This window comes from Rothia sp. HMSC066G07 (assembly GCF_001814485.1).
In the GTDB taxonomy this organism is placed as follows: Bacteria; Actinomycetota; Actinomycetes; order Actinomycetales; family Micrococcaceae; genus Rothia.
The window spans coordinates 290,829-304,008 of the sequence record NZ_KV816922.1 but is presented as its reverse complement, the minus strand read 5'-3'; the positions used below and the strand labels follow the sequence as shown (position 1 = coordinate 304,008).

The 13,180-nt window shown below is 60.7% G+C and carries 10 protein-coding genes; all 10 read left to right on the top strand.

All coding sequences use genetic code 11. The annotated features are described in order from the left end of the window. A partial coding sequence (locus tag HMPREF2971_RS02815; protein ID WP_070691176.1) for an ATP-dependent Clp protease ATP-binding subunit occupies positions 1-1,990 on the top strand: 1,990 nt, incomplete at its 5' end. A 162-nt stretch (positions 1,991-2,152) separates the two neighbouring features. Further along, on the top strand, positions 2,153-3,121 hold the full coding sequence (locus HMPREF2971_RS02810) for a Sir2 family NAD-dependent protein deacetylase (protein ID WP_070691171.1): 969 nt from the start codon (positions 2,153-2,155) through the stop codon (positions 3,119-3,121). Positions 3,122-3,320: 199 nt separating this feature from the next. Beyond that, the gene (locus HMPREF2971_RS02805; protein WP_070691166.1) at positions 3,321-4,544 is read left to right on the top strand and encodes an excalibur calcium-binding domain-containing protein; all 1,224 of its coding nucleotides are present in this window, start codon (positions 3,321-3,323) and stop codon (positions 4,542-4,544) included. A gap of 317 nt (positions 4,545-4,861) precedes the next feature. Continuing rightward, a complete protein-coding gene (locus HMPREF2971_RS02800) occupies positions 4,862-5,923 on the top strand; it encodes an excalibur calcium-binding domain-containing protein (RefSeq protein ID WP_070691162.1) in 1,062 nt (353 codons plus the stop codon). A 315-nt stretch (positions 5,924-6,238) separates the two neighbouring features. Beyond that, complete coding sequence (locus HMPREF2971_RS02795) at positions 6,239-6,973, top strand: DUF4956 domain-containing protein (protein ID WP_070691159.1); 735 nt, start codon at positions 6,239-6,241, stop codon at positions 6,971-6,973. Between the two features lie 123 nt (positions 6,974-7,096). Beyond that, positions 7,097-8,017, top strand: coding sequence for a polyphosphate polymerase domain-containing protein (locus HMPREF2971_RS02790; protein ID WP_070691155.1), 921 nt, complete (start codon positions 7,097-7,099; stop codon positions 8,015-8,017). Positions 8,018-8,258: 241 nt separating this feature from the next. Further along, the gene (locus HMPREF2971_RS02785; protein WP_070691151.1) at positions 8,259-9,932 is read left to right on the top strand and encodes a carbohydrate-binding domain-containing protein; all 1,674 of its coding nucleotides are present in this window, start codon (positions 8,259-8,261) and stop codon (positions 9,930-9,932) included. Between the two features lie 367 nt (positions 9,933-10,299). Next, positions 10,300-10,509: a DUF3073 domain-containing protein gene (locus tag HMPREF2971_RS02780; protein WP_005504588.1), complete on the top strand. Its 210-nt coding sequence runs from the start codon at positions 10,300-10,302 to the stop codon at positions 10,507-10,509. 334 nt (positions 10,510-10,843) lie between these two features. Next, positions 10,844-11,914, top strand: a complete 1,071-nt coding sequence (locus HMPREF2971_RS02775) for a phosphodiester glycosidase family protein (protein WP_070691148.1) — start codon at positions 10,844-10,846, stop codon at positions 11,912-11,914. Further along, positions 11,911-13,104 carry a bifunctional glycosyltransferase family 2/GtrA family protein gene (locus tag HMPREF2971_RS02770; RefSeq protein ID WP_070691145.1) on the top strand — a complete coding sequence of 398 codons (1,194 nt, stop codon included), beginning with the start codon at positions 11,911-11,913 and terminating at the stop codon, positions 13,102-13,104. Before HMPREF2971_RS02775 ends, HMPREF2971_RS02770 begins: the two co-directional genes overlap by 4 nt. The last annotated feature ends 76 nt before the right edge of the window (positions 13,105-13,180 follow it).

Here is a 13,180-nt window from a genome sequence, read left to right as displayed (position 1 = left end):
GCCCGGCGTCGGTAAGACCGCCGTCGTGGAAGGCCTGGCACAGCGCATGGTTTCTGGCGACGTGCCCGAATCCCTGCGCGGCAAGACCCTCATCAGCCTGGACCTGGGCTCCATGGTCGCAGGCGCAAAGTACCGCGGTGAGTTCGAGGAGCGCCTGAAGGCAGTCCTCGAGGAAATCAAGAAGTCCGAAGGTCAGATCGTGACCTTCATCGATGAGATTCACACCGTCGTCGGTGCCGGCGCATCCGAAGGCTCCATGGACGCAGGCAACATGCTCAAGCCCATGCTTGCCCGTGGTGAGCTGCGCCTGATCGGTGCAACCACCCTGGACGAGTACCGCGAGAACATCGAGAAGGACCCCGCACTGGAGCGCCGCTTCCAGCAGGTGTACGTGGGCGAGCCCAGCGTAGATGACACCATCGGTATTCTGCGTGGCTTGAAGGAACGCTACGAGGCACACCACAAGGTGCAGATCGCTGACTCCGCGCTGGTTGCCGCAGCAACCCTGTCCAACCGTTACATTCCCTCCCGTCAGCTGCCTGACAAGGCAATTGACCTGATTGACGAGGCAGCATCCCGCCTGCGCATGGAAATTGACTCCGCACCGGAGGAAATCGACCAGCTGCGCCGCGCCGTGGACCGCCTCACCATGGAGGAACTGGCACTTGCCGACGAGACCGATCCCGCATCCGTGGAGCGTCTGGAAGCGTTGCGCAAGGACATGGCTGACAAGAAGGAACAGCTCGACGCCCTCAACGCTCGTTGGGAGGCCGAGAAGGCTAGCCTGAACCGTGTGGGTGACATCAAGACCCAGATTGACGAGCTACGTTCCCGCGCAGAGGTTGCACAGCGCGAGGGTAACCTCGCTGAGGCATCCCGCCTGCTCTACGGCGAGATTCCCGCAAAGCAGGCTGAGCTGGAAGAAGCACAGCGCGCCGAGGACACCGCCAAGAACGAGTCCATGGTCTCCGAAGAGGTCACCGCGGACGATATTGCCGAGGTGATTTCCTCCTGGACCGGTATTCCCGCAGGCCGCATGATGCAGGGTGAATCCGAGAAGCTGCTCGAAATGGAGAAGCGCATCGGTGCCCGCCTCATTGGCCAGGAAGCCGCAGTAGTCGCTGTCTCTGACGCTGTGCGCCGCGCCCGCGCCGGCATCTCCGACCCGAACCGCCCGATTGGTTCCTTCCTGTTCCTGGGCCCGACCGGTGTCGGTAAGACCGAGCTGGCTAAGGCACTGGCTGAGTTCCAGTTCGATGACGAGCGTGCCCTGGTACGCATCGACATGAGCGAGTACTCCGAGAAGCACACCGTGTCCCGCCTGGTCGGTGCCCCTCCCGGATACGTTGGCCACGAAGAGGGCGGTCAGCTGACCGAGGCTGTACGCCGTCGCCCCTACTCGGTGGTCCTGCTCGACGAGGTCGAGAAGGCACACCCCGAGGTCTTCGACATCCTGCTGCAGGTACTCGATGACGGCCGCCTGACCGACGGCCAGGGCCGCACCGTGGACTTCCGCAACGTCATCCTGATCCTGACCTCGAACCTCGGTTCGCAGTACCTGGTCAACCAGGATTTGCCCTTCGAGGAGCGATCCGAGAAGGCGCTGGAGGTTGTTCACCAGGCATTCCGCCCCGAGTTCCTCAACCGACTGGACGACATCATCATGTTCCAGCCCCTGTCGGCTGAGAACCTGGGCCAGATCGTGGGCCTGCAGATCAAGAGCATGGCTAAGCGTCTGGAGGACCGCCGCCTCACCCTGAACGTGACCGAGGCAGCCCTCGAGTGGCTGGGTAAGACCGGCTACGACCCGGCATTCGGTGCCCGCCCGCTGCGCCGCCTGGTTCAGCGTGAGATTGGCGACCGCCTGGCTCGCGGCATCCTCTCCGGCGCAATCCACGACGGCGACACCGTGACCGTGGACGTGAACCCGGACGTTGCCAGCGACGGCCTGTCGGTGACCTCCGAGCGTGAGCAGAAGGCTGAGAACTAAGCTCAACCGGTTGGCTGGGCGGACTTAGCCTGTGGCTGAGTTTGCCAATTCGAAACCATAAGAAATAGGCTGTGGGGTACCCTCGAAAGGGGGTGCCCCACAGCCGTTTAACGCGTTTGAACCGCGCTGATCGCACTAGTACACAGAGCATTGAGGAGAAGAATGGACCGCTGGACTGACCACCAGAACTTCGCCGCCGCCGGTGAGCAGCGCGAAGAAATCGCCTCCGTGCACCGTGCCGCAATCCGCTCGATTCAGCGCGTTGTCTCTGAGAACGCCACCCCGCACGACGAAGAATACGCCTCCGCGGGTATTGCCAAGCTACTCAAAGCGGGTAAGGTTCTCGTGCTCACCGGCGCGGGAGTGAGCACCGAATCCGGCATCCCCGATTACCGCGGACCCGGCGGCTCCCTGCACGACCACCGCCCCATGACCTACCAGGAATTCCGCTACGATGACGCCGCCCGCCAACGCTACTGGGCGCGCTCCTACGTGGGTTGGCGCCGCATGCGCCGCTCCGAACCGAACCGCGCCCACTATGCGCTCGCCGAGCTGGAGCAGCTGGGTGCCGTGAGCGGCGTGATTACGCAGAACGTGGATGGGCTGCACGCCCGTGCTGGAAGCTCCCGTCTGCTGGCGCTGCACGGCGACCTCTCTCGTATTGTGTGCCTGGACTGCGGGCAGGACGAGAGTCGCGAAAGCCTGGATACACGCCTGGATGCTGCGAACCTCGGCTACCTGGCGCGCCTTGAAGACGAAGAGCTGCGCGTGAACCCTGATGGCGATGTGGAGTTGGACGACCGCTATATCCGCGATTTTCAGATGGTGCCCTGCCTTGGCTGTGGTTCGACCCGCCTCAAGCCGGATGTGGTGTACTTTGGTGAGTCCGTGCCCGCCGAACGTAAGGCGCTCAAGGACGCCATGCTCGCTGAATGTTCGGCGCTGCTGGTGGTGGGCTCCTCGGTGGCGGTTATGAGCAGCTACAAGATTGTGTTGGAGGCTCTGCGTGCCGGCAAGCCGGTCGCTGTCATCAATGGCGGCCCCGGTCGTGCGGATGCGAAGGCTACCTACCTGTGGCGCAGCGGCGTGGGTGAGGCGCTGGAACTCATGCTCGACGCCGTTGACGTTTAAGGTTGCCGGAGTCGTTGCAGAGGTCTAGGCTGCGCTGTTTTCCAGTGAATGCTGTTTCTCTAGCGAATTTTGCCGCGCGTGCACTGACCTGTAGATGACCCGCTGTTAACTGCACGAAAGTGCTATTTTGTGTTGCAAGTCATTGCAAATAGCCCCTGGACAGGCGGATACACCCACCGTGCGGGGATAGAATGATGGGATGGACATTCGACACACTATCACTCGCTTCGGTGCCACCGCCCTGATTGGTTGCGGTCTGGCGGTCACCGCAATCCCCGCAACTTTCGCTCAGAACGGTGAGGAGTCCGTCACCTACGTCTACGCCGACAAGGCAACCTCCCACATCTCTGAGGTCTGGTACAAGGGCGAAACCCTGAAGATTACCGGCGAAGGCTTCCTGACCCAGGACGGCACCTCCGGCTCCACCATCGCCATTAAGCTGAACAAGGGCACCGTCAAGATTGACGGCAAGGACTACCTGGAAGTTCAGGCTGATGAGAAGGGCAACTTCTCCGTTTCCATTCCCTGGCAGAGCGACCTGGACGATCGCATCTCCGTGGACGTCTACCTGCTCTCCGGTTCCCTGAAGGACAACGACACCGCTCGCGGCGGCAAGGCAGCCACCGTGAAGATTGCGGCTCGCTCCGTTCAGGAAGCAACCCCCTCCGCTACCGCATCTGCGAGCGCTTCGGCAACTGCTTCGGCAACCGCTTCTGTGGTGGCTACCCCCTCCGCTTCTGTGGTGCCTTCCGCATCCGCTACCGCCTCTGTAACCCCCTCCGCTTCCGCGACTGCTTCGGCTTCTGCCGTTGATGAGGTTGTTGCCTCCGTGGATGCAGAGATCAAGAACCGCGCCGATGAGAAGGCGTCCGCTACCGCTTCGGTGAGCCCCTCGGCTACCGCATCGGCTTCTGTGGTGGCGACCCCCTCCGCTTCGGCACCTGCTACCGAGTCGGCTGCTGCTAATCAGAACGCAGCCGTTGCGAACGAGGCGAAGGATCAGCTGGGTGATTCCGCCTCCGCTACCGAGCAGGTGACTGCTTCGGCTGAGAGCACTCGCTTCGCGAACTGTGCAGAGGTTGCGGCCGCTGGCCTGGCGCCCATGCATAAGAGCCACCCGGACTTCCGCCAGAAGTTCGATAATGACAAGAATGATTGGGGCTGCGAGGTCATTAACAGCGAGGTGACCGACGGTTCCTCCTCCAACAGCTCCTCGGGTTCTTCTTCCCGTAACTCGGGCGGCCTGGACAACCTGGGCGGCGGCTCCTCCTCTTCGAGCAGCTACACTTCGAGCCGCGCTCAGCGCTCTTCTCTGGCTAACACCGGTGCTTCTAACGCCTTCACCATTGCTGGTCTGGGCCTGGTGGCTCTGGGCCTGGGTGTTGCTGGCGTGACCGCTGTGCGCAACCGCAAGAACTCCTAAAACTATTGCCGCCGCCGGGTGCGGTGTGCATGAGGGTCCCTTCCCCTGAATGCTTTTGAGCGTTCAGGCGGAAGGGATTTTCGCGTTTAACGGGGTGGTTTTTTGCTGTTGGGTTGTGCTGATGGGATGGGGTATGTACTTGCTAGTTTCTTCAATGTGGGGTTGAGAGTTTGGGTGTGCACGGCGGTGCAAAAGGCTTATATAGTTCAACCATGCCTTCAAGAAACCTTCAAGAAAAATATATTTTGTGAGTTAGGTCATGATAAATTGACGTCTTGGGGGCCGGTATCCTAAGCTTCGCTCGTTAGAATGGGGGCATGAACATTCGAAACAACATTGCACGCATCGGTGCCACCGCCCTCATCGGCTGTGGCCTCGTTGCTACTTCCGTCCCCGCGACCTTCGCTGTTGAAGGTGCACCTCAGGTTGTCCACACCTACGCAGACTCTGCACAGTTCATCGCCCCCGACGTATGGATTGAGGGTCAGGGTCTGAACATTGGTGGCGAAGGCTTCAAGACCGCTGACGGCACCTCCGGTTCCGTTCTGGCACTCAAGCTGAACAAGGGTGCAGTTAAGATTAACGGCCAGGACTACCTGGAAATCCACGCTGACGCGGCTGGCAACTTCTCCGTTACCATCCCCTGGCAGGAAGAGCTGCACGGCAGCGTTTCCGTTGACATTTACCTGCTGTCCGGCTCCCTGAAGGACGGTGACGTTCCCCGCGGCGGTAAGGCGGCTACCGTGACCATTAAGGTTGCAGAGCAGCCCGCTCCGGCACCTAGCGAAGAGCCCACCCCGGCTCCCTCTGAGGACCCGACTCCGGCTCCCTCCGAGGATCCGACCCCCGCTCCCTCCGAGGACTCGACCCCGGCTCCCACTCAGGACCCGACCACCGAGGCTCCCAAGCCTGCTGAAGAGACCTCCGCACCCGCAGTTGAGGACGCTAAGGAAACCAAGCCTGCTGAAGAGACCTCCGCACCTGCTGAAGAGCAGAAGTCTGACCAGGCTTCCGACTCCTCCGCAAAGGACGAGAAGGCCTACAAGTACCAGAACTGCGCTGACGTGTGGGCAGACCGCGGCACCTCTATCTCTAAGGATGACCCGGACTTCCGTGAGAAGTTTGATGCCAATAACAATGGTGTGGGTTGCGAAGAGCAGCCGAACTACGAGAACTCCAAGAAGTCTGACAGCGTTTCGCTGAGCTCCGGCTCGAACGACAACCTGGGCTCCGGTTCCTCGAACGCATCCTCCAAGAACTCTTCTTCCCTGGCTAAGACCGGTGCATCCGACGCGATGACCGCTGCTGGCCTGGGCCTGATTGCTCTGGGTGCCGGTGGCGCGACCATCGTGGCAACCCGTATGCGCAAGAAGGCATAATAACGCCTAGTCGCTAAGTTTTTAGCTGCTTTTATGGGCTCCCTCCATATCGGAGGGAGCCCATTTTTTGTGCTTTTTGATACCGCAGAAGATACAGAAAACGTAGTGGAGAGAGGGAAAAAATAATAGCCTCTAGTGCATTTGACCAGCAGATATACTAGAGACTTCTAACACTTATCTCTAAGTTAAGGGCAACACAGGGTAAACACAGGCTTGCACGGGAATCTAGATACTACAAAGAACGCACAGCCCGAAGCTGAAGAACAGACAGCAAAAAGCACTGCGAACATCACGACACGATACCTGGAGCACCCAATGACTATTCTGACCATGGCGATTGCCGATGCCATAGCCATCGCAGCTCTCTGCACCCTCTACATGGTGCGGCACCGCAACCGCGAACTGATGATTTCCTACGCGGTCATCAACGCCGGCATCTTCACCGTCTCGGTGGCGCTGGTATCCGCCGGATCGAACGCATCCGCTATGGGTATGGGCCTCTTCGGTGTCCTGTCGATTATCCGATTGCGTTCCACCGCCCTGAGCCAGCGCGAGGTCGGCTACTACTTCGTAGCACTCTCGGTCGGCATGATCGCAGGTGTGAACATCAGCCCGGCGTACATCGCCTTCGGCCTCATGGCTACCCTGGTCGCCCTGATCGCAATCCTCGACTCGCGCAGCGCCCCGGTCTCTACCGATCAGACTCAGACCGTTACCGCCGATCGCGCCATCAGCGACGAGGAAGAACTCAAGAGCTACCTGAGCACTCGCCTGGGCTACACCGTCACCTCGGCGAAGATTACCGAGCTGGACATGGTGAACAACCTGACCCGCGCCACCGTCACCTACCAGCCCAAGGAAACCACCGAGGGCAGCACCCCCGCGGCAGTGGAAGCGGCACAGGCTCACGTAGCACCCATCTCGGCAGTAGCTCAGCCGGTAGCACCGCAGATGACCGCAACCCGCCAGCCGGTAGCACCCACCGCCGAGGCGCACGCCACGCTGGACACTCGGATGGTTCCGCTCCAGCGCACCCCGGTAGGCAAGTAAGACCAGCCGGTATACAAGCCTCCGATTCACTCCAGCCGCACAAACATCTCCGATATCCACGACACGCCGCCCCCAGCGCACAGCCCAAAACGCAGGGACGGCACCCCAGAAGGACGAAGACCCATGACTAACGCAGCCGCAAACATCATCCCCACAGAGTGGAAGAGCATCAGCCTCGAAGCCATGAACGAGAAGGCAGCCATGCAGACCCGCGTGGACCGCAAGTACATTGTCGACGCAGAAACCGCCGCCAAGGTACTCTCCACGCTCGATGCAGACGCCTCCGTCATGAAAATCAAGGGCCAGCGCGACTTCGCCTACGACTCGGTCTACTTCGACACCCCGCAGATGCAGAGCTACCACTCGGCAGCCTACAGCCGCGACGACACCTTCAAGATCCGTACCCGTAGCTACCTGGACTCGGAGCTGACCTTCCTGGAGGTCAAGACCGACGGTGAGCAGGATATGACGGTCAAGAAGCGTATCCCGTACACCTTCGAGAACCGCGATACGCTCACCGCGGAAGGTCGTGAGTACATCACCGCAGCACTCGGCGATATCCTCGCCGGCCCCGTGCACAAGCTGGAGGCGGTCCTGACCACCGGCTACCGCCGTACCACGGTCTTCCTGCCGCAGAGTGAGAAGAACCCGGTCGCCTCCCGCATGACGGTAGACACCAACCTGACCTGGACCCCTATGTCTGAGAACATCCTCATGGCGGGCGTGAACTACCGCAACTTCCACGGCAACCTGGTCGGCACCACCTACGGCCTGCCGAACGCGGTCATCATCGAAACCAAGTCCGGTGTGGAGCCCTCCGTGGCAGACCAGCACCTCTGGGATGCGGGCATCACCCCCGCGAAGATTTCCAAGTTTGCAACCGGTATGGCGGCGCTGAACCCGCAGCTGGCAAGCAACAAGTGGGCAGAAACCCTGAAGAACTGGATGCACCTGGAACCGGTTGAGGGCACCCGCCTGAACGTGGATGACATGACCGAAGAGGATTACCAGAAGCTGCTGACCGAGCGTTTCGTAGCCGCCTAAAACGGCAATCTGGGATGCGCGGGTAGGGTAGTGCACCTACCTTACCCGCACCCCCAGCCCCTAACCCGCTGAATCCCGAATCTAACCCCGAACGAATCTAACCCCCGAACCAAGCACAACATCGGCCTTATTCGCCCCACACAGGCAATAACCGCTCTCACACATATTCACATTTCACATACGTCTTACCCCCGTGGCGCTGGCTCTACGCGAGTGGTCACCCAAACACAAAGGAAAACCCGTGAAAAAGAGCAATATGATTAAGAGCGCAACCTCCATTACCCTCCTGGCAGCCCTGGCATTGACCGGCTGCTCGGCAACCTCGGCATCGAATGCCAGCGCTTCGAGTGCAATCAGTACCTCCGCTTCGAGCACTTCGGGCACCACGTCGAAGGTGGCAGACTCCTTCTCCACCGACGTGAAGAGCGGCGCGAAGCTCGCCGAGGACACCCACTACTCCGCGAAGGATCTGACCTGGGATTCCTCCAGCGAAGTCACTATCGATCTTTCTAACCCGACCGCGACCGACGGCGTGACCGTCAGCGACGGCGTCATCACCATCACCAAGGCGGGTAACTACCGCCTGAGTGGCACCTACGAGGGCCAGATCAAGGTTGAGGCAGCCGACAGCGATATGGTCCGCCTGATTCTGGATAACGCGACCATCACCAACTCCACCGGCGCGGCAATCAACGTGGTTGAGGCGGATGAGGTCGTCATCTACACCGCCTCGGGCACCACCAACACCGTCTCTGACGGCTCCTCCTACTCGGATACCGCCAGCGGCAGCCCCGACGCCGCCATCTACTCCAAGAGCGACCTGACCCTTGCCGGTGAAGGCACCCTGAAGGTTGAGGGCAAGTACGAAGAGGGCATCCACACCACTGACGGCCTGGTCATTGCCTCCGGCACCCTGGAGGTGACCGCGGCAAACACCGGCATCAAGGGTAAGGACTACGTCGATATCTTGGACGGCACCATCACCGTGACCGCCACCAAGGACGGCATCAAGGCAACCAATGACACCGACGGCAACCGCGGCTGGGTACGCCTGAGCGGCGGTACCGTGAACATCTCTGCAGGTGATGACGGCTTCAAGGCCGAGCGCGTGCTGGAGATTTCGGGCGGTACCCTGAACATTACCCAGGCGAACGAGGGTATCGAGGCGCAGTACATCAACATCCTGGACGGCACCGTGAACGTGACCAGCTCCGATGACGGTATCAACGCCTCGTACAGCACCACCAGCACTAGCTCGACCGGTACTGAGTCGGCTTCGACCTCTACCACGCAGACTACCCAGACCGCACAGGGCGGTCAGGCTGGTCAGGCTCCGGCAGGCGGTCAGGCTCCCTCGGGCACTATGGGTCAGCCCCCGGCTGGCGGTGGCGCAGGTGGCGGTATGGGCGGTGGCGGCGGCACCTTCGAGGTCGTCGACGCAACCATCAACATCTCCGGCGGTACGGTCACCGTGAACGCGAACGGCGATGGCATCGACTCCAACGGTACGGCAACCCTCTCCGGTGGCACCGTGATTGTCAACGGCCCCTTCACTGGTGGTAACACCTCCCTGGATACCAATGGCGACCTGCTGCTCAACGGCGCGACCGTGACCGCGGCTAACTCCGGTGACATGTTCGAGGCGCCCTCGACCAACTCCACCAGCGGCTACGTGAAGATCAGCAACGTATCGAACCTGAGTGCCGGCACCACCGTACAGGTGACCGACTCCTCCGGTAACGTGGTGGCGAACTACAAGGTGGCTAACTCCAGCACCACACTGATCCTGGTCTCCAGCTCCAAGATCACCAAGGGCGAGAGCTACACCGTGTACACCACCACCGATAGCGTGGATGCCTCCAGCACCACCCTGGCTTCTAACGCCACCTCGCTGGGCTCCTTCACTGCAAGCTAAGCGGCAGGAGTGCCCCTCAAGCTCCGTGCTGGATGTCATGACCGGCACGGTACCCTCTCCGAACCCGGTCTTGTGAGTGAGCCGGAGGCAGAGACACCCGCCCCGCATCGGATGTAGTGATATATCCGATGCGGGGCTACGTGTTATATAGGGTGTGTGGCGTCTGGGGTAAAAAGCCGCGGGTGCAAAATAAAACGGTTGTTCCGGTGCGAAGAAGTGTCATGATACGCAAAATAGGTGCCGTTGAGCGAGACATTCAGGGCTGAAACAGGGTACTCTATAGTGTAGTAAAGACTGTTGAACGATCCGAGAGCGATGCGCCGCGCGCGCTGTTCGCCTCGGACAGGATGAAAGAGGGGGTCACGCCATGGGGCGCGGCCGTCAGAAGGCTAAAGCAACTAGGCAGGCTCGGGAGATGAAGTACTTCAGCCCCGAGACCGACTACAGCGCACTCGAGCGCGAGCTCAGCAGCGCGAAGAAAACGAAGTCCTCCGATTCGTCCCGCCGTCGCTATGACGACGAGGACGACTACTCGGCATACGCAGAAAAGTACGCGTCCTACGAGGATGAGGCATAAAGAATACGCGGAATGATTCGGTGTATATCGACCGAGCGTATTTCATAGATGATGAACCGGCTTGAGGCCCCGCACGGGGTGCTCAGCCGGTTTTTTCGTGCCCGCAGTTTTTGAGGATGCACTCTCAGGCGTGTGCGCGAGGACAGGTTGCCCGCGGGGGTTCTTGACTATGCGGAACACAAAGCCAATACACATGTTTATACATAGATATGCATAGCGCCATCTGGTAATAAAGCATAGGCAGTAATAAAAAAGTTTGAAATGAATAAGTATACATAGCTTCTGCACAGCTTAGTCATGCCTGGCACAGAGAATAGCCCGGCATTCTAGAGACATGAACAACGAACAGAACATGACTCAGAACATTGACCAGACCACCCAGACCGCGGCTGAACAAGCAACTGCCGCACAAACCGCCGCAGAGCAGAAGCTAGCCAAGAAGAAGCTCACCCGTCGAATCTTCATCGGCGGCGGCCTCGGCGCACTCGCAGTAGTCGGCGGCGGCGCAGGCTGGGCATACAACCGCTACCTGGCAGAGCACACCGAAATCGAAGACACCACCGCCTACGAGGCGGCAGCAACCCAGGCAAACGCAAGCGCCTCCGGCTCCGCCACCGCAGACCCCACCGAACTGACCGGCGTGAAGGTCAACGGCCAGAGCCTCACCGCTAACGAAGGCTCGATCACCATCACCTCCAACACCACCGGCAGCGGTTCCGATGCGGTCGTCTCCTTCGTAGCAGACATCAAGCTCAACAACGCAACCCTGCTGCGAAGCGCCTTCGCCAACAACAAGTTCGGCCAGAACATCATCGACACCCCCTCGAACATTGCCTCCGAACACAACGGCATCTGGGCGATCAACGGTGACTACTACGGCTTCCGTACCACCGGCATCGTGATCCGAAACGGTGTTGTCTACCGTGACTCCGGCGCTCGCGAGGGTTTGGCCTTCTACCGCGACGGCTCCGTCAAGCTCTACGACGAAACCGCAACCAACGCCCAAACCCTCGTCAACGAGGGTGTGTGGAACACCCTCTCCTTCGGCCCGGCACTGGTCAAGGACTCCGCGGTTGTCGACGGTATCGACAGCGTCGAGGTGGACACCAACTTCGGTAACCACTCCATCCAGGGCAACCAGCCGCGAACCGGTGTGGGCGTGCTTGGCACCAACCACCTGGTCTTCATCGTGGTCGATGGCCGCTCCACCAACTACTCGCGTGGCGTGACCATGCCCGAGTTCGCCCAGATGTTCAAGGACCTCGGCTGCGTGAGCGCCTACAACCTGGACGGTGGTGGCTCCTCCGCCATGGTCTTCAACAACAAGCTGGTCAACCGCCCGCAGGGTGGCACCAAGGAACGCGGCACCAGCGACATCCTCTACATTGCAGGGAGCGCATCGTGATTATCCTGATACCCGCCTATAAGCCGGACCAATCACTGGTCCGCCTTGCCCGGGCCCTGCGCGCACAGGACCCTGCCGTCGAAATCCTCGTGATTGACGACGGATCCGGCAGCGCCTACGCACCCATCTTTACCGAACTGCGCATCGACGGCGTGACCGTGCAGACCCACCCCGCCAACAGGGGCAAGGGTGCGGCACTGCGCACCGGCATCGCCTGGGCGAAAGCAAACCGCCCCGGCGAGGTCATCGTCACCGCCGACGCGGACGGCCAGCACCTACCTCGGGATATCTTCCGTGTGGGTGTGCGCACCGAAACCGCCGCGGCGGCAGGGCAGAGGAGCATCATCCTCGGCGTGCGTACCAAGCCCGACCCGAACGCCGGTGAAGAAGGCACGAAGGTGCCGCTGCGCTCCAAAATTGGTAACAGCGCAACCGTAGGCTTCTTCGCCCTGGCGACCGGCGCCCGCGTGGCAGACACCCAGACCGGTCTGCGCGGCTTCACCCCGCAGATCCTGGACTGGCTGCTGCAGATTCCCGGCGATAAGTACGAGTACGAGTTCTCCATGCTGCTGCGCGCAACCCGCGCAGACGTGGACCTGGTACAGGTACCCATCGTGAAGGTCTACGAGCCGGGCAACCCGACCAGCCACTTTAGGCCCCTGCAGGACTCGGCGCTCATCTACGCACCGCTGCTCGCCTTCCTGGCCTCGTCTTTCCTGACCGGCTTCCTCGTGGATGCTATCGCCCTCTTCATCCTGGTGGGCTTGGGTGCTCCGCTCCTGGCAGCCGTAGTCGGTGCACGTATCATCTCGGCGCTGACGAACTTCACCGTCAACCGAATGCTCATGCACGACGGAGGCGCACGCCCCTCGGCATCCTCCTCGCTGGTGCGGTACGCCGTGCTGGCGGTGGGTATCCTCGCAGCCAATGCGGCTCTGATGGAAACCCTGACCGGCCTGGGAGTATCCCTGCTGGTTGCCAAGATCCTGACCGAGCTGATCCTCATTCCGATCAGCTTCGCGGTCCAGCGCCGCTGGGTTTTTCTACCCACCCAGCGTCAGGAAAATACGCGAGAAAAGACTCAGGCAATCGCCGCCTCTTCCGGCTTGCGCGCGGTGAGCTACGAGTCCGCTCGCATGGAGGCAGCAGGTATCCGTACCGGTGCGCGCGCCTCCCAGGTACGCCCCTAGCTCGTCTACCCTAGCGTCCAGCTCGTTAGGGGCGTACCCCAAGATTTCTCCCACCTGTCAGTCGTGAGGGTGGGTG